The sequence below is a fragment of the Pampinifervens navoyensis genome, from assembly GCF_046159715.1.
Lineage (GTDB): Bacteria > Aquificota > Aquificia > Aquificales > Aquificaceae > Pampinifervens.
Map to the genome: position 1 here is coordinate 139,967 of NZ_JBJXCT010000001.1, position 22,951 is coordinate 162,917.

The 22,951-nt window shown below is 47.9% G+C and carries 27 protein-coding genes and 1 tRNA gene; 22 read left to right on the plus strand and 6 right to left on the minus strand.

The features are described 5' to 3' along the window. The first annotated feature begins 5 nt into the window (after nucleotides 1-5). Genes acpP through rnc form a run of 3 tightly spaced genes read left to right on the plus strand, consistent with a single transcriptional unit; the run spans nucleotide 6 to nucleotide 2,156 of the window. Nucleotides 6-242 (plus strand): acyl carrier protein, encoded by a 237-nt coding sequence (acpP, locus tag ACKRDP_RS00820; RefSeq protein WP_409152856.1) that lies wholly within the window; start codon nucleotides 6-8, stop codon nucleotides 240-242. Next, nucleotides 242-1,480, plus strand: a complete 1,239-nt coding sequence (gene fabF, locus ACKRDP_RS00825) for a beta-ketoacyl-ACP synthase II (RefSeq protein WP_409152857.1) — start codon at nucleotides 242-244, stop codon at nucleotides 1,478-1,480. The genes acpP and fabF overlap by 1 nt, the downstream gene beginning before the upstream one ends. After that, nucleotides 1,452-2,156 (plus strand): ribonuclease III, encoded by a 705-nt coding sequence (gene rnc / locus ACKRDP_RS00830; protein ID WP_409152858.1) that lies wholly within the window; start codon nucleotides 1,452-1,454, stop codon nucleotides 2,154-2,156. Before fabF ends, rnc begins: the two co-directional genes overlap by 29 nt. Here rnc and ACKRDP_RS00835 read toward each other — a convergent pair. Both ACKRDP_RS00835 and ACKRDP_RS00840 read right to left on the minus strand, forming a co-directional pair. Further along, nucleotides 2,134-2,637 (minus strand): hypothetical protein, encoded by a 504-nt coding sequence (locus ACKRDP_RS00835; protein WP_409152859.1) that lies wholly within the window; start codon nucleotides 2,635-2,637, stop codon nucleotides 2,134-2,136. The genes rnc and ACKRDP_RS00835 overlap by 23 nt on opposite strands. After that, nucleotides 2,579-3,013 (minus strand): toprim domain-containing protein, encoded by a 435-nt coding sequence (locus tag ACKRDP_RS00840; RefSeq protein WP_409152860.1) that lies wholly within the window; start codon nucleotides 3,011-3,013, stop codon nucleotides 2,579-2,581. Before ACKRDP_RS00840 ends, ACKRDP_RS00835 begins: the two co-directional genes overlap by 59 nt. On the opposite strand from ACKRDP_RS00840, the gene ACKRDP_RS00845 reads away from it, so the two are divergent. The 8 genes from ACKRDP_RS00845 to ACKRDP_RS00880 all read left to right on the plus strand — a co-directional run bounded on the left by ACKRDP_RS00845 (nucleotide 3,012) and on the right by ACKRDP_RS00880 (nucleotide 8,390). After that, nucleotides 3,012-5,303 (plus strand): DNA gyrase/topoisomerase IV subunit A, encoded by a 2,292-nt coding sequence (locus ACKRDP_RS00845; RefSeq protein WP_409152861.1) that lies wholly within the window; start codon nucleotides 3,012-3,014, stop codon nucleotides 5,301-5,303. The two genes, ACKRDP_RS00840 and ACKRDP_RS00845, sit on opposite strands and share 2 nt — an antisense overlap. A gap of 87 nt (nucleotides 5,304-5,390) precedes the next feature. Beyond that, on the plus strand, nucleotides 5,391-5,657 hold the full coding sequence (locus tag ACKRDP_RS00850) for a hypothetical protein (RefSeq protein ID WP_409152862.1): 267 nt from the start codon (nucleotides 5,391-5,393) through the stop codon (nucleotides 5,655-5,657). A gap of 1 nt (nucleotide 5,658) precedes the next feature. Beyond that, nucleotides 5,659-6,003, plus strand: a complete 345-nt coding sequence (locus tag ACKRDP_RS00855; RefSeq protein WP_409152863.1) for a hypothetical protein — start codon at nucleotides 5,659-5,661, stop codon at nucleotides 6,001-6,003. Beyond that, complete coding sequence (locus ACKRDP_RS00860) at nucleotides 5,972-6,394, plus strand: PIN domain-containing protein (protein ID WP_409152864.1); 423 nt, start codon at nucleotides 5,972-5,974, stop codon at nucleotides 6,392-6,394. The genes ACKRDP_RS00855 and ACKRDP_RS00860 overlap by 32 nt, the downstream gene beginning before the upstream one ends. A gap of 8 nt (nucleotides 6,395-6,402) precedes the next feature. Beyond that, on the plus strand, nucleotides 6,403-6,906 hold the full coding sequence (gene leuD, locus ACKRDP_RS00865; RefSeq protein ID WP_409152865.1) for a 3-isopropylmalate dehydratase small subunit: 504 nt from the start codon (nucleotides 6,403-6,405) through the stop codon (nucleotides 6,904-6,906). Further along, nucleotides 6,899-7,441 (plus strand): orotate phosphoribosyltransferase, encoded by a 543-nt coding sequence (gene pyrE, locus ACKRDP_RS00870; RefSeq protein ID WP_409152866.1) that lies wholly within the window; start codon nucleotides 6,899-6,901, stop codon nucleotides 7,439-7,441. The genes leuD and pyrE overlap by 8 nt, the downstream gene beginning before the upstream one ends. Before the next feature lie 41 nt (nucleotides 7,442-7,482). Beyond that, a complete protein-coding gene (locus tag ACKRDP_RS00875; RefSeq protein WP_409152867.1) occupies nucleotides 7,483-7,668 on the plus strand; it encodes a hypothetical protein in 186 nt (61 codons plus the stop codon). Beyond that, nucleotides 7,665-8,390, plus strand: a complete 726-nt coding sequence (locus tag ACKRDP_RS00880) for a ZIP family metal transporter (protein ID WP_409152868.1) — start codon at nucleotides 7,665-7,667, stop codon at nucleotides 8,388-8,390. Before ACKRDP_RS00875 ends, ACKRDP_RS00880 begins: the two co-directional genes overlap by 4 nt. Here the strand turns inward: ACKRDP_RS00880 and ACKRDP_RS00885 are convergent. Continuing rightward, a complete protein-coding gene (locus tag ACKRDP_RS00885) occupies nucleotides 8,382-9,200 on the minus strand; it encodes a hypothetical protein (RefSeq protein ID WP_409152869.1) in 819 nt (272 codons plus the stop codon). The two genes, ACKRDP_RS00880 and ACKRDP_RS00885, sit on opposite strands and share 9 nt — an antisense overlap. Nucleotides 9,201-9,293: 93 nt before the next feature. Here ACKRDP_RS00885 and ACKRDP_RS00890 point away from each other — a divergent pair, with 93 nt between their 5' ends. Next, nucleotides 9,294-10,061 (plus strand): Gfo/Idh/MocA family oxidoreductase, encoded by a 768-nt coding sequence (locus tag ACKRDP_RS00890; RefSeq protein ID WP_409152870.1) that lies wholly within the window; start codon nucleotides 9,294-9,296, stop codon nucleotides 10,059-10,061. Here ACKRDP_RS00890 and ACKRDP_RS00895 read toward each other — a convergent pair. Together ACKRDP_RS00895 and lysS are read right to left on the minus strand one after the other, a co-directional pair. Next, complete coding sequence (locus ACKRDP_RS00895; protein WP_409152871.1) at nucleotides 10,058-10,789, minus strand: ferredoxin reductase; 732 nt, start codon at nucleotides 10,787-10,789, stop codon at nucleotides 10,058-10,060. The genes ACKRDP_RS00890 and ACKRDP_RS00895 overlap by 4 nt on opposite strands. Next, the gene (gene lysS / locus ACKRDP_RS00900; protein WP_409152872.1) at nucleotides 10,789-12,492 is read right to left on the minus strand and encodes a lysine--tRNA ligase; all 1,704 of its coding nucleotides are present in this window, start codon (nucleotides 12,490-12,492) and stop codon (nucleotides 10,789-10,791) included. The genes ACKRDP_RS00895 and lysS overlap by 1 nt, the downstream gene beginning before the upstream one ends. A 40-nt stretch (nucleotides 12,493-12,532) precedes the next feature. Here lysS and ACKRDP_RS00905 point away from each other — a divergent pair, with 40 nt between their 5' ends. Both ACKRDP_RS00905 and ACKRDP_RS00910 read left to right on the plus strand, forming a co-directional pair. Next, the gene (locus ACKRDP_RS00905; protein ID WP_409152873.1) at nucleotides 12,533-13,462 is read left to right on the plus strand and encodes a histone deacetylase family protein; all 930 of its coding nucleotides are present in this window, start codon (nucleotides 12,533-12,535) and stop codon (nucleotides 13,460-13,462) included. After that, nucleotides 13,463-13,669, plus strand: a complete 207-nt coding sequence (locus tag ACKRDP_RS00910) for a hypothetical protein (RefSeq protein WP_409152874.1) — start codon at nucleotides 13,463-13,465, stop codon at nucleotides 13,667-13,669. On the opposite strand, the gene ahbA is transcribed toward ACKRDP_RS00910, so the two are convergent. Beyond that, complete coding sequence (ahbA, locus tag ACKRDP_RS00915) at nucleotides 13,644-14,660, minus strand: siroheme decarboxylase subunit alpha (protein WP_409152875.1); 1,017 nt, start codon at nucleotides 14,658-14,660, stop codon at nucleotides 13,644-13,646. The genes ACKRDP_RS00910 and ahbA overlap by 26 nt on opposite strands. 96 nt (nucleotides 14,661-14,756) lie before the next feature. Between ahbA and ACKRDP_RS00920 the strand changes: the two genes are divergently transcribed. From ACKRDP_RS00920 to ACKRDP_RS00955, 8 genes are all read left to right on the plus strand, one after another. After that, nucleotides 14,757-14,831: transfer RNA gene (locus ACKRDP_RS00920), tRNA-Val, on the plus strand. A 75-nt stretch (nucleotides 14,832-14,906) separates the two neighbouring features. Beyond that, nucleotides 14,907-15,947: a hydrogenase small subunit gene (locus ACKRDP_RS00925; protein WP_409152876.1), complete on the plus strand. Its 1,041-nt coding sequence runs from the start codon at nucleotides 14,907-14,909 to the stop codon at nucleotides 15,945-15,947. Between the two features lies 1 nt (nucleotide 15,948). Further along, the gene (locus ACKRDP_RS00930; RefSeq protein ID WP_409152877.1) at nucleotides 15,949-16,620 is read left to right on the plus strand and encodes a hypothetical protein; all 672 of its coding nucleotides are present in this window, start codon (nucleotides 15,949-15,951) and stop codon (nucleotides 16,618-16,620) included. 11 nt (nucleotides 16,621-16,631) lie between these two features. Continuing rightward, nucleotides 16,632-17,939 carry a (Fe-S)-binding protein gene (locus tag ACKRDP_RS00935; RefSeq protein WP_409152878.1) on the plus strand — a complete coding sequence of 436 codons (1,308 nt, stop codon included), beginning with the start codon at nucleotides 16,632-16,634 and terminating at the stop codon, nucleotides 17,937-17,939. After that, complete coding sequence (locus ACKRDP_RS00940) at nucleotides 17,936-19,636, plus strand: nickel-dependent hydrogenase large subunit (RefSeq protein WP_409152879.1); 1,701 nt, start codon at nucleotides 17,936-17,938, stop codon at nucleotides 19,634-19,636. The genes ACKRDP_RS00935 and ACKRDP_RS00940 overlap by 4 nt, the downstream gene beginning before the upstream one ends. A gap of 32 nt (nucleotides 19,637-19,668) precedes the next feature. Continuing rightward, complete coding sequence (locus ACKRDP_RS00945; RefSeq protein ID WP_409152880.1) at nucleotides 19,669-21,111, plus strand: RtcB family protein; 1,443 nt, start codon at nucleotides 19,669-19,671, stop codon at nucleotides 21,109-21,111. Between the two features lie 30 nt (nucleotides 21,112-21,141). Next, nucleotides 21,142-22,707 (plus strand): S1 RNA-binding domain-containing protein, encoded by a 1,566-nt coding sequence (locus ACKRDP_RS00950; protein WP_409152881.1) that lies wholly within the window; start codon nucleotides 21,142-21,144, stop codon nucleotides 22,705-22,707. Next, entirely contained in the window at nucleotides 22,704-22,946 is a 243-nt protein-coding gene (locus tag ACKRDP_RS00955) for an HU family DNA-binding protein (protein WP_409152882.1), read from the plus strand. The genes ACKRDP_RS00950 and ACKRDP_RS00955 overlap by 4 nt, the downstream gene beginning before the upstream one ends. The last annotated feature ends 5 nt before the right edge of the window (nucleotides 22,947-22,951 follow it).

Here is a 22,951-nt window from a genome sequence, read left to right on the forward strand (position 1 = left end):
AAAAAATGGACCTGGAGCAGAGGATAAAAGAAATAATAGCAGACCAGCTTGGTGTTGAAGTGAGCAAGCTAAATCCTGGAGCTAAGTTTGTGGAAGACCTTGGTGCAGATTCTCTGGATGTGGTGGAGCTTGTGATGGCTTTTGAAGAAGAATTTGGCATTGAAATACCTGATGAAGATGCAGAGAAGATAAGAACTGTAGGGGATGTCATGGACTACCTCAAGGAGAGAGTAAAGGGCTGATGCGCCGCGTTGTGATAACAGGTCTCGGGGCTGTAACCCCCATAGGGACCGGTGTGGAGAAGTTCTGGGAAAATCTTGTGGCTGGCGTAAGCGGTATAGATACAATAAAGAGGTTTGACCCTGTTGAGATAGGGCTTTCCGTTCATATAGCAGGTGAGGTTAAGGATTTTGACCCTGAGAAATACTTTGACAGAAAGGATGTTCAGAAGGTCTCAGATTTTATAAAGTTTGCAGTTGCTGCTTCAGAAGAAGCCATAAAGGATAGCGGAATCTTAGAGAGCAAGGTTGACCCATACAGAGTGGGCGTGATAATAGGCACTGGCATAGGTGGGCTCAGGGACATAGAGGAACAGCAAAAGGTGCTTATGGAAAAGGGTCCCAGGAGGGTTTCTCCCTTCTTCATACCCTACGGCATCTCCAACATGGCAAGCGGCCTTGTGGCCATAAGGTCTGGCTTTAAGGGACCAAACTACTGCGTGGTATCCGCGTGTGCCACGGGAAACCATGCCATAGGTGATGCCATGAGACTCATACAGAAGGGGGACATTGATGTGGCAATAGCCGGTGGATGCGAAAGCGCCATAACTCCTCTGGGTGTGGCTGGTTTTGCTTCCATGAGGGCGCTTTCTACGAGGAACGATGAGCCCCAGAAAGCTTCAAGACCCTTTGACAGGGACAGGGATGGCTTTGTGATGGGTGAGGGTGCGGGAATTCTTGTGCTGGAAGAATACGAGCATGCAAAGGCACGAGGTGCAAGGATATACGCAGAGCTTGTGGGCTATGGTGCCACCGACGATGCCTATCACATAACAGCGCCCTGTGCGGACGGTGAGGGTGCCTACATGTGTATGAAGCTTGCCCTTGAGGATGCAGGAGTAAGACCTGAGGAGATAGACTACATAAACGCCCACGGCACATCCACACCACTTAACGACAAATCTGAAACCCTTGCCATAAAGAGACTCTTTGGAGAACATGCCTACAGGCTCAAGATAAGCTCCAACAAATCCATGATAGGTCATCTCCTTGGTGCTGCAGGGGCTGTGGAGGCGGTAGCAACAGTAAAGACCATAGAAACCGGCATTATACCGCCCACCATAAACCTTGAAAACCCGGACCCTGAATGCGACCTTGACTATGTGCCCAACAGGTCAATAAGCTATTCGGTAAATTATGCCCTTTCAAATTCCTTCGGTTTTGGTGGAACCAATGCCTGTCTCCTCTTTAAAAGACCTTGAAGACCTTCAGAAAAGGCTGGGCTATACCTTTAACAACTCCGAGCTTCTAATTCAGTCCCTCACCCACAAGTCATACGCCGGGGAGCATGGGCTCAAAAGCTATGAGACCCTTGAATTTCTAGGAGACTCTCTTATAAACTTCTTCGTTGTTGACCTTCTTCTTTCTGAATTTCCTGGGGCTTCTGAGGGTGAACTTGCCATGATGAAGTCCTACTTTGTCAGTGAAGACTATCTGCACGAGCTTGCGGAGGAGCTTTCCCTTGACATGCACATACTCTACGGAGGCAGGAGGAGGAACAACCATCTGAGTTCGTCGCTGATGGCAGACACCTTTGAGGCCCTCTGGGCTGCGGTATATCTTGACTGTGGCAGGTCTGCAGATTTCGTTAAATCTCTCTTTAACAACCTCTACAGGGAAAAGATAGTATCTGCTGTCAGAAGCAGAGACTACAAGAGGGATTATAAAACACTCCTTCAGGAAGAGACCCAGAGACGCTGGAAAGAGAGACCTGTATACCGTGTTGTAAGCACGGAGGGTCCCCATCACAGCAGAGTCTTTGAGGTGGAGTGCAGCATAAGGGAATTCAGAGCGACGGCAAAGGGGAAGAGCAAGAAGTCCGCGCAACAGCTCGCGGCAAAAAAGGTTCTTGAGCTTATCCTGTCTTCTGAAGGCTGAGCTCGTTTAGCCTTCTGTTAAACTCAATGCCCTGCTTTATTACCTCCCTGTAAACCCTGAAGGGAGTCAGTATGGCAAACATCTTCGGGCTTTCCTCTGCAACAAGGAGTATTTCATCCATTATGGTGATTATAAGCTCAAGCTTTGAATTTATTGAGTTCACCGCATCCAGCCTTTCTATCTCTCTTCCCAGCTCTTCCGGCAGCGTGGATAAGAAGGTTATGTCAAAGTTAAAAACCTCGTATATGTCGTATATGTGGTCCACGATCTCAGAAGTCTTGGTCAACAGGTCTGCTTCCACCTTGAGAACTATATCCCTGTATCTTCTGTATTCATCTTCAGAAAGGCAGGCTTCGGCAAGTAGATTCAATTCTTCCACATCTGCCCTTATTTCTCTAAGAACCCCTTCCAGCATCTGCATGTTAAGCCTTATAAGCCTGTCCTGCACCAGTAGAGCAGTCAGGACCGCCGACTTCTCCATGTAAGTCCTCCACGTAAATTATTCCCTTGTTCCTAAGTTCCTCACGGAAATCCTCTATTAAAATATAGCCCTGTTTTTCCAGAATTTCCTTAACCTTTGTGTTTATCCTCTCTCCATGTTTGTCAAGGTCAAAGAGGAGCACAACTTCTCTAAAGTCTTCTAGAAGGTCTGGAAGGTCTGACAGTCTTTTGCCCTCAAGGGTGAATACATTTTTAATTCCAAACCTCTGAAGAGCCCATCTGTCCCTTTTGCCCTCCACGAGGACAGCTCTGCCCTGAGAAGCTTCACGCAGTTTTCTTCTCCATTCCTCCAGCATGCTTTTATTATGGGTCTTGAGAAAAAGAAGGTCAAGGTGGTATAATATTTTCAACTTCATGGAAGTCATAACTGTCCCCATAGAGGAAGAGGTCAAGCAATCCTACATAGACTATGCCATGTCCGTTATTGTGGGCAGGGCTATCCCGGATGTGAGGGACGGTCTCAAGCCCGTCCAGAGAAGGATACTCTACGCCATGCACGACATGGGGCTTTATCCTGAAAAGCCCTTTGTCAAGAGTGCCAGAATTGTGGGTGCGGTGCTTGGATACTACCATCCGCATGGAGACCAGGCAGTCTATGAAGCCCTTGTGCGTATGGCTCAGGACTTCAACATGAACTATCCCCTCATAACTGGACAGGGAAACTTTGGCTCTGTGGACGGGGACCCGCCTGCAGCCATGAGATACACGGAGGCAAAGCTTTCCCGTTATGCGGTAAAGCTCCTCGAAGACATAGACAAAAACACGGTGGATTTTGTCCCCAACTTTGACGGCTCAACCTTTGAGCCCTCGGTGCTGCCCTCAAAATTTCCAAACCTTCTGTGCAACGGCACAAGCGGAATTGCGGTTGGTCTTGCCACTTCCATACCCTCTCACAACCTCAGAGAAGTATGTCAGGCTCTTATAGAGCTTGCAAAGAACCCTGAGCTAACCACCCAGGAAATCATGAAATACATAAAGGGTCCTGACTTTCCCACTGGCGGAATAGTGGAAAACTACTCAGAGCTGGTGGATTTTTACGAAAAGGGCAGGGGACAGGTGCGTATAAGGGCAAAAGCTCATGTGGAAAGGCTTCAGGGGGGAAAGGAGCAAATTGTAATAAGTGAGCTACCCTATCAGGTAAACAAGGCAGAGCTCATAAAACGCATGGCGGACCTTGCAAGAGAGGGAAGGTTAAAGGAAATATCCGATATAAGGGATGAGTCTGACAAAGAGGGCATAAGAATAGTGGTGGAACTCAAGCGTGAGGCAAAGGGTGAGAAGGTTCTTGAAAAGCTATACAGGCATACAGCCCTCAGAAAAAACTTCCCTCTGAACTTTGTGGTGCTGGTGAGGGGGGAGCCAAAGCTCCTTGGTATAAAGGCTCTCCTTCAGGAGTTTATAGGGCACAGACTGGAAGTTATATTAAGAAGGTCCAATTTTTACCTTCAGAAGGCAAAGGAAAGACTCCACATAGTGGAAGGTCTCCTCATAGCCCTCAAAAACCTTGACAATGTTATACAGGACATAAGGAGCTCCACAGATACTCAGGAAGCAAGAGAAAGGCTCATGAAAAATTACGGACTATCTCAGGCTCAGGCAAACGCAGTCCTTGACATGAGGCTTCAGAGGCTCACATCCCTTGAAAGAAGCAGGCTGGAAGAGGAGGAGAAGGAACTCAGACAGAAAATAGAGTATTACACAAGGCTGGTGGAGAAGGAAGAAGAAAGGATAAGGGTCTTTATAGAAGAGATGCAGGAAATTTCAAAATCTTACAGCACTCCAAGAAGAACTCTGGTTGAGGGACTTCAGACTCCAGAAGAGGGCAGTCTCACAGTGGTGGTATATGCCAGAGGAAGAGTCGTGCCTCTTGAAGAGATGGAAGAAGGCGAAGAGGTGGTAAACATTCTGGATGTGCCTTTCACCGACGGGCTCTTTATGGTCTCCGACAGGGGGAGAGTTTACTGGATAGCAGGCTCTCAGGCTCTCAGAGGAAGTATCCTGTCTCTGAAAGAAGCGGAAGAGAAGATAGTGGGCGCCTTTGTGCGTTCTGGTATGGAGGGAAGAATACTTCTTGCTACAGAAAAGGGCTATGTGAAAAAGATACCTCTTGTTGACTTTGAATACAAGTCTCAGGGAATGCAGATAATAAAGTTCTCTGAAGAAGATAGGGTTGTGAAGGTGGTTCAGGCTCCTGAAGAGGGGGACCTTTTGCTGTTCACATACAGGGGAAGGCTTCTGAGATTTCCTGTGGGCGAAGTTCCGCCTGCAACCACTGGTTCAAAGGGAGTTCAGGGAATAAGGCTTGAGGAGGGAGACAGGGTGGTGGGCATAAGGGCTCTGCGAGAAGCAGAAAACCTGCTGGTAATAACGGAGGATGGAAGTATCAAGAAGGTATCTCTGCAGGAAATCCCACAAAGGGGCAGATACACCAAGGGTGTGGAAATCCTTGGCTCCTCAAGGGAAAGGCTTTCAGATGTGGTGCCGCTGATAGGCTCCGTTGAGCTTATGCTTGTGAGCGGGGAAGGCAAGGTCTTTTACGACAGGATTGAAGAGAAAGACCTGCCTCTGAGCAGGCTTGACCAGAGGGCAAAGAGAAGGTGGGATCTGGAGGGGGACAGGCTCATAAGGGTGGTGGTAAAAGGATAGGGCAAACTCCCGTATATGTGAAAGGTCTTGACAAAGTAAACCGAAGTTATTACATTATAGAGTAGTAAAAACTAAGGAGGTGTGAAAATGGAAAAAGTCACTTTTAGAAACAATTCAGCATATGTAGATTTGCAGAAAATACCCATAGCTGCACTTTGTGCATATTCTAGTCTAGGCCACAGCAAATTGAAATACTTTGCAGAGATTAATTTGGGAAACTTAAATCGTTGTGTACCGCTTAGGAAGTTCGTTATTGAACTTCTTAAACGGAGTGGGAATAAAGTTAGCAGTTTTACTACGCAAGATGCGTGTATGGTTGCTGCACAGCTTGGGATAAGGGTGAAAAAGGTATAATATGAAAGTCAGTGAAATTTTTAGAATAAGAGGTAAGACAGTTGAAATAAGCTACGAAGACATAATAAGGTCTGCTCAGAAGGAATATGAAATCTATAAGGGAACAGATTATTTTGCCCTGGTAGAAGGTAGGCTGGTTCCAGCCAAGAGACTTGTGGAGGACGTGCTCACTTCAAAGGGTACAGGGCTCACTCTGCAGGACATTACCACCAAGTATGCGGTGGACATACTGAGAAAGTTTGATATACCTGTTATGAGAAAATCAGACGTTCTGAGGATGCTGGCGGGAAGTTTAAGCATTGGAGGCGATGCGGTTGAGGAGGAGAAGAAACTCTATTCTTCTTGACGCAAATGTGCTGGTTGCTTTCATAGACCAGAGAGATGCCCATCATGGGAGGGCAAAAGATGCCCTCCTTTCCCTTTCTGAAAATAAGGAACTTTCAATTCTTATACCGGTGCTTGGAGAGGCTTATTCTGTTATTGCGAGAAGATGTAGAGAAAGAGGTTATGACTGCAAAAAAGCCCTCCAAGCTATGAAATATATGGATGCCCTGCTTATAAAAGAGAATCCGTCACAGAACTATCACCCGAGGGTAGTGGATAGCATTCTGGATTTCCCAGATCTCAACTACAACGACTGGCTAATTATTCTGTATGCTCTTGATAATGGGATAGAGGTTTTATCCTTTGATGAAAAACTAAATCAGAAGATGAGAGAGCTTTCCGGTAGGTTATAATAAACATCATGCTTATAAGAGGAAAGGTCTGGAAGTTTGGAGACAACGTGGATACAGACCAGATAATACCAGCCAGATACCTCAACACCTCCGACCCCTACGAGCTTGCCCAGCATGTGATGGAAGACTCAGAGCATCCCGAGTTTGCAAAGGAGCACACAGAGGGTGACATCATAGTGGCGGGCAGGAACTTCGGTGCGGGTTCCTCTCGTGAGCATGCACCCATAGCCATAAAGTATGCAGGTGTTCCCGTAGTAATTGCCAAGTCCTTTGCAAGGATATTCTTCCGCAATTCCATAAACATAGGCCTGCCAATAGTGGAGGCGCCTGATGCTGTGGATGAGATAAGAGAGGGTGATGAGGTGGAAGTGGACCTGGAAAAGGGCATAGTCAGAAACCTCACCACTGGCAAGGAGTATCAGGCTACGAGGTTTCCAGAGACGCTGATGGCAATACTCAAAGCCGGTGGTCTTATGGAGTATGCCAAGGAAAAGCTAAAAGCCAATGGATAGACAAAGGCTCAAGGCTCTCATAAGGGAAAGGTCTTTGAGAGTCTCAGACCAGCCGGTCTTTAAACTATCCTCTGGAAGGCTCAGCAGATATTACATAGACCTCAAGCAGGTTACCTTTGACCCGGAGGGTGTGTATCTTCTGGGCAGGGTGCTTTATGAGAGCTTGAGAGAATTAAAACCCGATGGCGTGGGCGGACTTACCCTCGGTGCAGACCCCATAGCCTATGCAGTAAGCATGGTTTCATACCTTGAGGGAGACCCCATAAAGCCCTTTGTGGTCCGAAAAGAACCAAAAGCTCATGGCACTGGCAGGCAAGTGGAGGGGCTCTTAAAGTCTGGAGACAGGGTAGTGGTGCTGGAGGATGTGATAACCACCGGAGGTTCTGCCCTCAAAGCAGTTCAGGCGTGCAGAAGGGAGGGTTATGAGGTGCTCTGCGTGTATGCGGTGGTGGACAGAGAAGAAGGGGGCAGAGAAAACCTGCAGAGGGAAGGTCTTGAGGTTTACTCCCTTTTTAAACTTTCTGAGCTCCTGTAAAATAAGACTTTATGAAAGAGGAGCTTTAGCTTGTACCCAGCATGAGGCAGAGGCTTGAGAAGGAGCTTGACAGGGCGTGGGATTACGCAAGGGTGAGGATAAAGCTCTGGCTTGGAGATATGGAGAAGTCCTCTGAAGCTATAAGCTTTTTCTTCTATACCTTTGTAGCCTGCCCATACAGCCTTACCCAAGCACTTACCGAAAGCACAGAAGAAGACGAGGCATGAGCATACTTTTTGTATCTTCTCTTCTTCTTGCCGGCACCTTTCTGGGAAGTCTGCTCGCTGTGGTTTTCAGAAAGCCTTTTCTGAGCGTTGGCGTGAGCCTATCCTTTACAGGTGGGGTCATGCTGGTTGCTAGCTTTACGAGCCTCATACTGCCCGGGCTTGAGGTGGGTAGCTTTTTTGATGTAGCCCTTGGTATTGTTATGGGCTTTGCTGTTATGGCTCTTTTAGAAAACCTTGTTCCCCACGAGCATACTCTCAAGGGTGTGGAGGGTTTTTCACCTCAGAGAGTGGGCAGGCTCTACCTCATAGTGCTTGCAGTAATAATTCACAACATACCGGAGGGTCTGAGCGTGGGCATAGCCTCTGCTTACTCTCCAGAGAAAGGCATTGAAACTGCTATAGCCATAGCCCTTCAAGATGTGCCTGAGGGCTTCGTAGTCAGTCTTCCTCTCATGGTAATCACTGGTAAAATGCTCATGCCTCTGTGGGCTGGCTTTCTCAGCGGTCTTCTTGAAGCCCTCTTTGCCCTCGCAGGGTATGCCTTCTTTGAGGTTTTTAAAGGTTTTCTGGCAATGGGCCTTGGCTTTGGTGGCGGTGCCATGGTATACATAACCGCAAAGGAGGTTTTTCCAGAAGCTTATGCAGAGGGCAAACACACGCAGGTAACCCTCGCTTTCCTTCTGGGCCTTCTGCTCATGCTCTTTCTTGACACTTCACTTTAGAGCATCCTGCACCAGAACAGGTATAAGGTGCACATTGTGGCACCTGTAGCAATACTGACCTACTTCTGAAAGATGTCTGAAGACCACATCTCTGTTTACCTGGGGTGCGTTCAGTGCCTTTTGAAGGTTGTCAAGGGCGGCAAGATATTCCCTTCCTGCAAGGGATTCCACGGAAGCCTTTGATGTGTGGCACTTGGTGCACATGGTGTTTAGCTGCTTTGCCCTTTCAACAAAGTTATCTCCATGCTCTCTTGCTTTTGCAACTTCACCCTGAACCAGAAAGATTCTGAGAGACTTCATGGAATCTGAGAGCTTCTTCATGTAATCTCTGGTCTTTAAATTCTGAAGCTCCACAGGGTCTTCGAGGGTTATGTTATCATACCTCGGAAAATGGTAGTAGAGCTTTACAACTGCCTGATTTTCCTGATGACACTTGTTACAGGTCTGTCCCAGCTCCCTTGATGCTCTTATTACCGCATCCACATTCTTTGACTGAACAGCCCTTATGAGGCTATCCGCCAGTGCTGGCTTGAAGTAGTCTTTCCATTCAGGTACCATTCTTGCAGATTCTTCGTAAGTTCTTTTTAGCTGGTTTGCCCATTCAAGAGCCCTTTCCCATTTGCCTTCGTTGATGTTGAGAGTGATTCCATGAAAGGCTGTGCTCATGGTGTGCATGTTGGAAAGATACTCCATTTTTTGAGACTGGGGAGGATAGTATCTGTCCAGAGACTTTGGAGGTCTTTTCATGGTTATCTGCTGGGAAAAGGAGATTCCTGCAAGCAATGTTACCATAAGGGCTATATTTCTCATAGCTCCACCTCCTGAGTTTAAGCATAATTTTAGTAAGGACTCATGGGATTTCAACCTTATAAGCTTATGGCTATTCCTTTAAAATTCTATACCATGCATGTTCTGCTTGTGGGTCTTGGAAACATGGGAAACAAGTATTTCTGGAAGCTGGAACAGCTTGGTGAAAAGCTTGTGCTGTGTGATATAGACCCCACAAAGGAGAAAAAGCCCTACCCCTTCTATTGTCATTTTGGTGATGTTCAGGAAGAGCTCAAGTCGGTAATAGTGGCGGTCAGTCCCGAAGAACACGCAAAAATAGCGGAGAGCTTCTTGAAAAGGGGTATACCCGTTCTCCTTGAAAAACCTCCAGCCCTGAGCTCTGAGGAGTTTACAAAAATAGGAGATTATCCCTGTCTTTACATATCAGAGGTGGAGAATTATTCCGTATGTGTCAGCTTTTTGAGAAAGCCCAGGAGGTTTCTCAGAATAGAAAGGTTTGGAAGGGGAAGAGGGTATATCTCACCCCTCTGGGACCTTGCCTGGCATGACCTTTACCTCCTTCAGAGGGTTTCTGAAGATATAAATCTGGAAGGGCTCCATGTAAAAGAAGGTGTCTGGACGCTTAGTGGCTATTTGGAGGGAGTCCCTTTCAGTCTCAGCGTGGCGTGGGAACATCCAGAGCCAAGAAGGATATGGAACATAGATGATGAGCTGATTCTTGATTTTGGTGAGGAAAAAGTCTACCAGAGGGGTGAGCTCCTGACGGAGGAAAAGAGGGACAAGCTCAGGCTCATGCTGGAGGACTTCCTGAGGGGAAGTTATGACACAAAAAGCGTGGAAAGGGCTTACAGAAACCTAAAACTTCTTGAGAGCCTTTCTTAGTCGTATTTTTCCTTCTTTATCTTTTCTCTGTCCACCCTCAGCTCGAGGAGCATGCTGGCTATGTCTTCCACAAAGTTGGGAGGTCCACAAAGATAGTAGAGGTTAGTGGGTATGTCTTCCACTTCTTTCAATAGCATATCCGGGTTTATCCTTCCTGTGTATCCCTTCCAGTCCGGTGGATGTGACCTTGTGAGCGTGTGCACCACCTTAATGTTGGAACGCCTGTCCATTCTCTCCAGTTCTTCCCTGTATATTATTTCCTCGTAGTGGGTGTTGGAATACAGAAGCGTTGCCTTCACATGCTCAAGTCCGGCTGAGACTATGTATCTGAGAATGCACATGAGCGGAACAATACCGCTCCCCGCACCTATGAGAACTACACTTGTCCCCATCTGTGGAACCCAGATAAACTTTCCGTAGGGTCCCTTTATAAGAAACTTATCTCCCTCCCTCACGCTCTCCGTCAGATAAGCGGAAGCTCTTCCATCGGGCACCCTTTTTATGGTAAGCTCAAGTGTTTCCTTCTGCGTTGGAGGGCTTGCTATGGAGTAGGCTCTTTTGAGAAGCTGCCCCTCAAAGGGCACGTTCAGCATCACATACTGACCGGGGTAAAAGTCAAAGTCCACATGCCCTGTGTCAAAAACCAGAGTCTTTGTGGTGGGTGTTTCCTGGATTACCCTTATCACTTCTGCGTTGAATTCTTTTATGGGCTTTTTCTCAAGATCCATCAGGTCCTCCTGAGTGCAGGAAACAGAATTACTTCCCTTATAGAGTCCACATCCGTCAGTATCATTACAAGCCTGTCTATGCCTATTCCTTCACCTGCGGTGGGCGGCATTCCATATTCAAGGGCGGTTATAAAGTCCTCATCCATCTGCATGGCTTCTTCGTCCCCCATCTCCTTCTCTCTCAGTTGCTCCAGAAATCTCTCCCTCTGCTCAAAGGGGTCATTGAGCTCCGTGTAGGCGTTGGCAAGTTCCTTTCCTGCCACGAAGAGCTCAAACCTTTCCACAAGGTCAGGGTCTTCTCTGTGTGTTTTGGCAAGGGGTGAAAGTATTTTGGGAAAGTCAAGCACAAAGCAGGGTCCCCACAGCTCATCCTCCACCAGCAGGTCAAAGACCTTGTCAATGAGCTTTGCATGAGTAAGGCTTTCTGCCTTCGGCACTCCTATCTCCTTCGCCAGTTTTCTCAGCCCTTCTATATCTCTCAGAAAGAAATCCTTGTCCTTTCCTGTTTTTTCCTTCAGAAGCTCAAAGTAGCTATACCTCCTGTAAGGTGGTGTAAAGTCAAGCTCCCTGCCTCTGTAAAGCACTTTCAGGTTGCCCAGGGTGGAGAGAAGCACATGGGAAAGAAGCTTTTCCGTAAAGTCCATGAGGTCCCTGTAGTCCCAGTAGGCTGTGTAGAACTCCAGCATGGTAAATTCTGGGTTGTGGGTGGTATCCACGCCTTCGTTGCGAAAGTTTTTCCCAAGCTCGTAGACCCTGTTGAAGCCTCCCACCACAAGCCTTTTAAGATAGAGCTCAGGGGCTATCCTGAGATAGAGGTTCTGTTCAAGGTAGTTGTGGTATGTGATAAAGGGCTTTGCGTTGGCACCGGAGGCCACATGCTGAAGCACGGGGGTTTCCACTTCAAGAAAGCCTTCTGAGTTTAAAAAGTTTCTCAGCTCCTGAACAACCCTGCTTCTAATTAGGAATATGTTTCTTGCATCTTCGTTTGCCAGAAGGTCAAGATATCTCTGCCTGTATCGGACCTCCACATCCTTTATACCGTGCCACTTTTCTGGCATGGGGTGCAGGCTTTTTGAGAGTATCTGGAAAGTTTCCACCTCAACGGTAAGCTCGCCCGTGTTTGTCCTGAAGAGCTTTCCCCTCACCCCAAGTATGTCCCCCGTGTCCACAAGCTCTTCAAAGTCTCTGAAGGCTTCTTCTCCCACCACATCCTTTTTCAGGTATATCTGAATCCTTCCAGTGGCATCTTGAAGGTGACCAAATATGGCCTTTCCCATGCTTCTGAGAGTCATCAGCCTTCCGGCAATGGCCACCTCTTCAAAGCCAGGGTCAAGGTCGTATTCAGCTTTTACGGATTCTATTTCCAGAGCATCACCATCGTAAGGAGACGAATCATAAAGACAAAGTTTGCCCTCATACCTGCCGAGCCTTCCTCTCAGCGTGTATTCCTGCCCAACCTTCAAATCTTCCTGAGTTATGGCAAGCATTTCAACGCCTGAGAGGCTGGATAGCCTTATGAGATTACCTTCTTCAAGCTTTGAGGACCTTTTTACCACGCCCTTCAGTGTGATTTCTTTCCCCTCAGGGTGTTTCTCATACCTTTTCCTTATATCACCTATCTGTGCGCTCACCTCAAACCTGTAAGGATATGCCTGTTTTTTTTCTCTCAGCCTGCTCAGCTTTTCAAGCCTTGACCCTTCCATAGAAAAAGGATTATAGCACTTCTGAAGTATAATTTTCCCTATGAAAACTGGGCTGGTTTATGACAGCGTCTACCTTGAGCATCATTGGAAAGGACACCCTGAAAGCAAGGACAGGCTCATAGCCATTGTCCAGGAGCTTGAAAGGAAAGGCGTTTTAAAGGAGATGGTTCATATAAACCCGAGGAGAGCGTCAGCCCAGGAAGTAGCTCTCAACCATGACCCTGCCTATGTGCAGGAGGTGGCAGACTTTTGTTCTGCGGGTGGGGGTTATCTTGACCCAGATACTTACGCAGTGCCTGCCTCCTACGAGGTTGCCCTGTTTGCGGTTGGGGGTGTTCTTGAAGGTATTGATAGGCTCATAAGGAATGAAGTGGAGGCTGTCTTCTGTGCGGTAAGGCCTCCAGGGCATCATGCAGAGCATGCAAAGGCTATGGGCTTCTGTCTCTTCAACAACATAGCGGTTGGTGCCCACTACCTTCTCCAGAAGGGCTATCAGAGAATCTTCATAGTGGACTTTGACGCCCATCATGGCAACGGCACTCAGAGAAGCTTCTACGAGGATGACAGGGTCTTCTACTTTTCTTCACACGAATACCCCTTTTACCCCGGCACCGGCTCTTCGGAAGAAAAAGGTGCTGGTAAAGGCTACGGCTTTACCCACAATGAACCCCTTCCTGCAGGTGCCGGAGATGCAGAGTTTGAGAAAATATACGGAGAAGTCTTTCCAAAGCTCTTCTATGAGTATTCACCTCAGTTCCTTCTTGTTTCCGCAGGTTACGATGCCCACAGGGAGGACCCACTCACCTATCTGAATCTTTCCACAGAAGGCTTTGGGAGGGTTATAGAGCATCTTATTGATAACGCGAAAAGGCTTTCTGTGCCTGTGCTCTTTGCCCTTGAGGGGGGCTACAACCTGAAGGCCCTTTCTGAGTGCGTGAGCCTTACCCTGCAGAAGATGCTGGAGGCGTGAATGCTTAAGAAGGTAAAAAACTACCTCTTTCAAGCTTTTTCCTTTATACTGGTTGCTTATGGCTTTTACCTTCTCTTTCTCTTTTTTCTTGATACCATGCTGAGGGTAAACAGACCACTCGCCTACCCTTTTTCCGTTGCCCTCACACTTTTTCTTGTTACCCTCACCCTCTTATACTGGGTCAAGAAGAAGAGACTGCCCCTGTAAAGTCTCTGTACCAGGCGTAAAAATCTTCGGTAAAGTATATTACCCTTTTCTTCTTGAATTCTCTTGTGGAGAAAAGAACCCTGTAATCTTTTAGGGAAGCTTCATATGCTATTTTCCTTATGAGAGCCTTTACCTCTTCTCTGTCCCTTCCGTGCACCATAGAAAAGAGATTATACTTCCAGACACTGTTGGTAGTGCGTTCATAGCAGTGTGATACACCTCTGAAGCCTGCTATAAACCTTCCCACCTCCTCAACCCTTTCTTTTTCCACATTCCACACGGCCATTCCGTTGGCGGTAAAGCCAGCCTTTCTGTGGAAAAGTATGGCACCTATCCTTCTGAGAATACCTCTTTCTTTAAGGGAGCTCATAAGTTCAATAAGCTCTTCTTCTTCCATATCAAGTTTATCTGCCCATTCAAGAAAGGGTCTTTTTACAAGTGGCATATCCTCCTGAGTGACTCTTACTAACCTAATCTCCCTATCTCCAAGTGGTTTGTAAATGAACTCCTTTTCTTCTACCTCTTCTCTTTCTTCAAGATTTTCGTAAGTTAGCCTGACTCCAATCTTAAACATCCTGATGGTCCTAAGTATCACAAAGTCTTTCACACCACCCATCTTCGCCATAAGTTTTACAGTATCCTCAAGTCCGAGAGGAGAATCTGGGGGGACCGCCAGCGTAAACCACAGGTTGAATTCATCTTCCCTCTCGTAGTTATGGCTTACACCTGGATGGGAGTTCACGAGAGCTGCCACGTCCTCCAGTTTCTCTGCTTGGACTCTGAAGGCGACAAGGGAAGAATCGTATCCAAGCATTCTTGTGTCGTATATGGGGGATATCTGTCTGATAACTTTCTCTCGCTTCAAAGTGTTAAGCACCTCAATGACTTCTTCCTCTTTCATACCGATTTTATTTCCAACAAGCAGGAAAGGTCTGTTAGTGATTGGTATTTCCTGTTGAACCTCTTTGAGCAGGCTTTCATATGTTTTCATGTCTAATTTTAAATATAAACCTCTGTATGTAACTGACAACTTACTTCTGTTTTTAGCCAGAAAAGAGAAAGGATGTATAATAATAATAGAGTCACCGGGCGATTAGCTCAGAGGTAGAGCGCCATCCTCACAAGATGGAGGTCGGAGGTTCGAGTCCTCCATCGCCCACCATTTACAAAATTTGAGTTGACAAAAATCATACTACTCATATTTTCATACTCAACAATCTCCTCACTGGAGGCGATTATGGAAACCCTCTATGACATTTACAGAAGGAGGGGCTACTCAAGAAGGGACTTTCTTAAGTCCGCCCTGTTGCTTTCCACTGCCCTTGGGTTGTCCTCATCCATGCTTACAGACGTAGTAAGGGCTCTTGAAACAAAGCCCAAGCCAGTGGTCATATGGCTTGAGTTTCAGGACTGTGCAGGATGTACCGAATCTTTTATAAGAAGCACGAGCCTTCTGCCTGCCGATGTGCTGCTTGACTATGTATCCCTTGAATACCATGAAATCTTGATGGCACCTTCTGGTTTTTATGCAGAGGAGTCAAAGAGGGAGGCAATGGAAAAACACAGAGGCAAATATGTGCTCATAGTGGAGGGCTCTGTATCTCCAGACAGAGGAGGTGCATACTGCACCGTGGCGGGCAGGTCTAATCTGGAGCTCCTGAAAGAGGCGGCAGAGGGTGCTGGTCTCATAATCGCAGTGGGTAGCTGTGCCAGCTGGGGAGGCATACCCCATGCCTATCCCAACCCAACAGGTGCAATACCCGTCAGTGAAGCCCTGAGAGGAAGGCAGGTGGTCAATATCCCGGGCTGTCCCCCCATAGGGGATGTGATGGTCTCAGTAATAGCGGGCTATGTGCTCACAGGGAAATCTCCAGAGCTTGACAGCATGGGAAGACCAAAAACCTTTTACGGTCAGACAGTCCACGACAGATGCTACAGAAGACCCTTTTACAACGCTGGCAGGTTTGCCAGCTCCTTTGACGATGAAGGTGCTAAAAAAGGCTACTGTCTCTACAGGCTTGGTTGTAAGGGTCCTGTGACCAGAAACGCCTGTGCCACCATAAGGTGGAATGGGGGAATAAGCTTTCCCATACAATCCGGGCATCCATGCTTTGGTTGTTCAGAGCCAGACTTCTGGGACAGGGGGATGATATATACCCCTTTGTCCGTGGTAAGCGGAGGCTTTGGCCTTAAAGAAGCTCTGGCTGGCGTTGCGGTGGGGACTGCGGTGGGTGTGAGTGTGGCATACATGAACAAAAAGCTCAGGGGAGGTAAGTAAGATGACCGATGTTGCCTTCTACGACTTTGTCAGAGGTCCACTTCTAAGGTTTGCCCTTTTTGTTTTCTTCCTTGGCATAGCCTACAGGTTCTTCAGGGTGCTTTTCCTTGGACTTCCTCCAGACTACGCCAAACCCAAAGGTAACCCCTACCTCATGGCTGTAAAGAAAATAGTCATAAAGCCTACCATGGGCTGGACTTTCAATGAGATATTTTCAAGGAGGGCCATCAACTTCATAGGTGGCTTTCTCTTTCATCTTGGCTTCATAGGTCTTACCTTCTTTGTCCCAGCCCATGCTCTTTTGTGGAAAGAGATTACCGGCATACCCTTTCCAGTCCTGCCAAACATAGTCTCCGACATACTTGCCTACGCAGCCCTTGGGTCTCTCATAGCACTCACGATGCACAGAGCTTTAAACCCTGTTCTGAAGCTCCTGACAGGCAAGGACGAATACTTTGCCAACTTCCTCATAGCCATGATACTCTTCACTGGCCTTCTTGCCACACGCTGGGCCGGGGGCGGTAGCTACATATGGCTTTTGTCCCTTCATATGTTTCTTGCAGACCTTCTTATCCTCTACATTCCCTTCAGCAGACTTTCTCACTTTGTCTACTATTTCCTCTCTGTGGGCTTTATGGGATGGAACGCAGGCAAGAGGGGCGTTTCCTTTTGAGGAGGTGAGCCATGGCAGTGCTTTCAAAGGAAGAGATAGGTCAGGAGGAGGTTGAAAAGTTCTACCAGTTCTGTAAAAAGAGCATCGATATGGAGGTGGCTTCTTACCTTGAAGCCTGTGTACGTTGCGGCATATGTGCGGAGGCATGCCTCTTTTACATGGGGGAGAATGTCTCTGGAAGGATAGACCCAACCCTCACACCTGCCTACAAGGCAGACCTCCTGAGGGAGATATACAAGGAAAACTACACACTCTTGGGAAGGCTTAAAAAGCTCTTTGGCTTTGGGGTCAAGATAAAACCAGAGGAACTGAAAGAGCAGGCAAGGCTTGCCTTTTACACCTGCACCAACTGCGACAGGTGCACAAAGGCATGCCCCATGGGCATTGACACACCAAGGCTTGTGAGCATAGTAAGGGGTGCTCTCACCCATGCAGGACTGACGCCAAAGGACCTTGCGGATGCCACCAACCTTTCAGTGGAAAAGGGCAGTCCCCTGGGCGTGGACACGCAGACCTTCCTGCAGAGGCTTGAGTTCATCTCCGATGAGTATGAGGTGAACATTCCTATAGACAGAAAGCCCTCCGAGTATCTTTACATTCCATCCTCCATAGAGCTTATGAAGTTCCCATCCTCTGTCGCCTCTGCGGCAAAGGTTTTGAATAGGGCGGGAGTCAGCTGGAGCATGTCCACAGTAGCCCACGAGGCCACCAACTTTGGACTTTTTGCCCAGAGCAGGGAGGTAACGAGGGAGATGCTCAGAAGGGTGCTTCAGGGTGCAAAGGACCTTGGCGTCAAATACATCATAGCCCCAGAATGCGGACACGCTTATCAGTCCATGAGGTTTATAGCACCAAACGTGTTTCCAGAAGAGTGGGACTTTGAAGTGCTCAACATCGTGGAGCTCATAGACAGGATGCTGACGGAGGGCAGGCTCAGGTTGAAGGGCAAGGTGCTTAAAGAAACTGCAACACTTCACGATTCCTGTCAGATTGGAAGGAGAGGAGGGGTTCTCAGAGAGCCGAGAAGGATACTCAAGGAGCTTGCGGAGGACTTCAGAGACTCAGTGCTCATTCCAGAACACAACATATGCTGCGGCGGGGGTGGAGGTGTGCTTGTGATAGGCGATGCGGACTACTACAGACAGAAGGCTTTTATATCCAAGATGACCCTCTTTGACAAGACAAAGGCAAGGACGGTAGTCTGCTACTGTGCCAATTGCATGCTCGCCCTTACAAAGAGCAGTCAGGAGCTTAAGAGAGATTACAGGTTTGTCAGCATGGTTGAGCTTGTGGCAGAAGCTCTGGAGGAAGAGACATGAAAAGGCTGGTGATTGACCCCATAACAAGGATAGAAGGACACCTCAGGATTGAGGCTGAGCTGGAGGGGAACAGCATAAAGTCCGCCTACTCCTCTGGCACCATGGTGAGGGGCATTGAGATAATTCTGAGAGGAAGAGACCCCAGAGAGGCATGGGCTTTTGCCCAGAGGATATGTGGCGTATGCACCACGGTGCACGCCTTTGCCTCCATAAGGGCTGTGGAAGACGCTCTGAGTATAAAGGTGCCGAAGAACGCCTCTCTCATAAGAAAGCTCATGATAGGGACGCTCTTTGTGCACGACCATGTGGTGCACTTTTATCACCTTCATGCCCTTGACTGGATAAATCCCGTTCATGCCCTGAAGGCGGACCCCGTAAAGACCTCCGAACTTGCCAGAAGCCTGTCCAGTTATGAGAAGTCCACACCCTCTTACTTTAAAGAAGTTCAGGAAAAGATAAGGGCTCAGGTGGAGAGGGGTCAGCTGGGCATCTTCAGCAAGGGATACTGGAACCACCCCGATTACAGGCTTCCACCAGAGGCAAATCTGATGGCTGTTGCCCACTACCTCGATGCCCTCAACTGGCAGACACAGATAGTTCAGCTCCACACCATTTTTGGGGGCAAAAACCCCCACCCCAACTTTGCCGTTGGTGGCATGCCCTCACCCATAGACCTTCAGAGCGACACAGCCATAAACATGGAAAAGCTCAGCAGGGTTAAAACCCTCATAGACCAGATGGCGGACTTTGTGGAAAAGGTCTATCTTCCAGACCTTCTTGCCATAGCCAGCTTTTACGGGGACTGGTTCCAAAAGGGGGAAGGCGTTGGGAACTTTCTGGTTCTCGGTGAGCCAGAAGGGGACTCCTACAGAGATGGCAGGTTCTTTATACCCCCCACCTTCATAAGGGACAGAAAGCTGCAGGCTTATGAAGATGTGGACTACTCAAAGGTGGAGGAGTATGTGACCCATAGCTGGTATAAATACTCTAAGGGCGACCAGATAGGGCTTCACCCCTTTGAGGGGGAGACTGTTTTAAACTATACGGGACCAGAGCCACCTTACGAATATCTCAACGTGGAAGGCAAATACAGCTGGCTGAAGGCTCCAAGATACGGAGGCTTGTCTGCTGAGGTGGGACCTCTTGCCAGAATCCTTGCCCTCTACGCGAGGGGATTGCCGGGTGTGAGAGAGATGGTTGACTCCTACCTATCAAGGCTTGGACTTCCCATTTCAGCCCTTTACTCCACCATGGGCAGGACCCTCTCAAGGGGTCTTGAGACCTACCTTTATGCTCATGCCATGAAGGGCTGGTATGCCCAGCTCATTGAGAACATAAAGTCTGGCGACACAAGAACCTTCAACGCAGAAAAATGGGAGCCCTCCACATGGCCCCGAGAGGCAAAGGGTCTTGGACTTATGGAGGCACCACGGGGCTCTCTTTCCCACTGGGTTCATGTAAAGGAGGGCAGAATAGAAAACTATCAGGCTGTGGTGCCCACCACGTGGAACGGCTCTCCAAGGGATGCAAAGGGACAGCCCTCACCCTATGAAGCATCTCTCGTAGGTCACACCCTTGCAGACCCCAGAGAGCCCCTTGAGATTTTGAGAACCATACACTCCTTTGACCCCTGCCTTGCCTGCGCGGTGCATCTGTATAGGGAGGAAGAGGAGCTTATTTCAGTAAAATTGCTGTAGCTCAGGGCACTTGAAAGCATAAAATTAATACTATGAGCCTCAAGGAGAGCCTTCTTAAGGTTTCTGATTTTGTCTACAAACTTCCAGAAAATACCCTTCAGGGGCAGAAGGTGCCAGTCTACTTCTACCTGAGCGAGAGGCTCTATGAACTCCTTGAAGAGGATGCCATAAGACAGGCAGGTAACGCAGGGACGCTCCCCGGCGTAGAGAAAGCCATCTATGTAATGCCAGATGTGCATGTGGGCTACGGATTTCCTGTGGGTGGGGTGATGGCAACGGACATAGAAGAGGGCATAATAAGCCCAGGCTCCATAGGCTACGACATAAACTGCGGTGTAAGGCTTATAGCCACAAACCTGACCGCAGAGAGGGTCCAGCCTGTTAGAAAAGAGCTCATGCAGGAAATACTCAAAAACGTTCCTGCCGGTGTGGGTTCCACGGGAAAACTGAAACTTTCAAAGGCAGAGCTTGCTGAGGTGGCGATAAAAGGTGCAAGGTGGGCTATAGAGAAGGGTTATGGCTTTGAAGAAGACCTCGAGCATATAGAGAGCAATGGTGCCCTCCCGGGTGCAGACCCTTCAAAGGTTTCAGATTTTGCCTTTCAGCGGGGTTCTGATGAGCTGGGCACAGTGGGCTCTGGCAACCACTTTGTGGAAGTGCAGTATGTGGATGAGATTTACGAAGAGGGTGTGGCAAAAAAACTGGGTCTTCATCTCGGCCAGGTTACCATAATGGTTCATTCCGGCTCAAGGGGCTTCGGTCATCAGGTATGCGTGGACTACCTTAAAACCGCAAAGGATGCTCTAAAAAAATATGGCATAGATATACCCGATATGCAGCTTGCCTGCATGCCCTTTAAATCTCCAGAGGGTCAGGACTATTTTAGGGCGATGAACTCTGCAGCCAACTATGCCTTTGCCAATAGACAGATACTTGGCTATCTGACTGCAGACACGGTCAGAAGATTTTTTGGCTTATCTTGGGAAGAGTTTGGTTACAGGCTCCTATACGACCTTGCCCACAACATAGGAAAGGTAGAGGAGCACCGTGTTGAAGGTAAAAGGAAGAAGTTGCTTGTTCACCGTAAAGGTGCTACGAGGGCATTCCCCCCACACAATCCTGATGTTCCACCCGCCTACAGGGAAATAGGCCAGCCTGTCCTCCTTCCGGGAGATGTAGGAAGATATTCCTTTCTCCTCGTTGGTCAGGAAAAAAGCATGGACATGAGCTTTGGAAGTGCCTGCCATGGAGCTGGAAGACTTATGTCAAGGACAAAGGCAAAGGAGTTTGTCAGAAAAGAGGGGCTTGAAAAGGTTCTTGGTGGTCTCGTGGTGGTTGCAAGGGGTAAGGGAACGGTTGCAGAAGAGATTCCACAGGCATACAAGGATGTCTCAGAGGTTGCCTATGTGGTTCACTCTCTTGGCATAGCCAGGCTTGTGGCAAGATTCAAACCTTTAGGCACTTTAAAGGGTTAAGTGTTATAATAGAAAATTCTGGAGGAACTTATGGGTGAGTTTGAAAAGCTCTTTGAAGAGGGTCTTGAACTTAAAGAGATAAAGAGAGGGGAGGTGATAAAGGGTAAGGTGGTAAAGGTTGATGAAAGGAACCTATACGTGGATGTAGGATACAAGGTGGAGGCTATAATCCCAAGAGAAGAACTGCCAGAGGCCAGGGTTGGTGATGAGGTAAAAGCAGTGGTCCTCAGGTTCAGCAAAGGAGGTTCTCCCATACTGTCCTACAGGAGATACCTTGAAGAAAAGCTTACAGGTTTTCTAAAATCCTGCTATGAGAAAGGCAAGTTCATAACAGGGACGGTGCTGGAAAGGAAGGATGATAGTTATGTGGTTGATATTAGTGGTTTGAGGGCATCCCTTCCTGCAAAGGAAGCTCTGAGAAACCTCAAGGAAGGCAAAAAGATAGTGGCAAAGATAACGGAACTCAGAAGGGAGGAGGACGGTCTTAAGGTTGTGCTATCCCAGAGGGATTACATAAAGGCTCAGGAAGAAAAAAAGAAATCAAGGCTTCTCTCCAAAATAAAGGTGGGAGATTTGGTGGAAGGCAGGGTTATAAAGATAGACCCAGATAAGGGAATAACCCTGCTTGTGGGCAACGCCCTCAGAGCCTTTCTTCCCCTTGAAGAGCTGAGCTGGGGAAGGGACAGGAATCCTTACAACTATGCGGAGATTGACGAGAGGCTGAGGGTAAAGGTAAAGAGAATACCCAAAGACGGACAGTTTATCTTCGTTAGCCTGAGGGAAACAAAGGAAAACCCCTGGCTGAAAGCAGAACAGAGCATACAGAAGGGCCAGGTGGTGAGCGGAAGGGTTGTGGAGGTGAGGGAAAACGGACTGCTCCTTGAAGTCATAGAGGGTGTTGAGGGCTTTGTGCCAAAAGAGGAAATATCCTATGACGGAAGCACCTTCAAAAAGGGCGACAGGGTATCAGCTCAGGTGCTTGATTTTGACCCAAAAAGACACAAGCTGGTTTTGAGTATAAGGAGAACCCTTCCAAAGCCATGGGAAGAATACATAAAGGAACATCCCGTTGGAAGTAAGGTCACCGGCACCGTAGAGAAGATAGAAGGAGCCAGAGCTATAGTAAGGCTCGAAAAGGGTGTGCAGGGGGTTGTTCACAGAAGCGACCTGGCATGGATAAAGCCGGGTAGAGTTGAGGATGTGCTCCATGTGGGACAGTCCCTGGAGTTTATGGTGCTTGGGCTAGATGGAAAGTTTGTAAAGCTTGGTCTCAAACAGCTTATGGAAAATCCCTGGGAAGCCGTGCTTAAAAGCTACAGCATTGGTAAGAGGGTGAAGCTAAAGGTCAAAAGCGTGCATCCCTTTGGTGCCTTCCTGCAGTTTCCAGAGGGTGTGGACGGACTCTTGCCTATATCTGAAATGCCAAAAGGTCTGAAACTCCAGGAAGGTCAGGAGGTGGAAGCAAGAATAATAGAGCTCTCTCAGGATAAGATAACCTTCAGCATGAAGGAGGAGGAGAAAAGGGAGGAAATAATAACCACTTCTGACAAGGGCTTTACACTGGGCGACATACTCAAGAAAAAAATGAAGATATGAAAAAGAAAATACTGGTTCAGAAACTGCACGAGGAGCACTCTTCTCTTTATTCAAAGAAAAAGGTATACAGAATGGTGAACTTTCTGCTAAATATGATGAGGGAGGGCATAGCTTCTGGAGATGGTTTGAAAATCTCAGGCTTTGGCAGTTTCAGAAAGAGGGGAAAACGGGTAATATTCAGACCGAGTAAAAAGCTTCTATACAGGTTGAAAACAGAGGCAAAAAGGTCTAAAATGTAAGAATA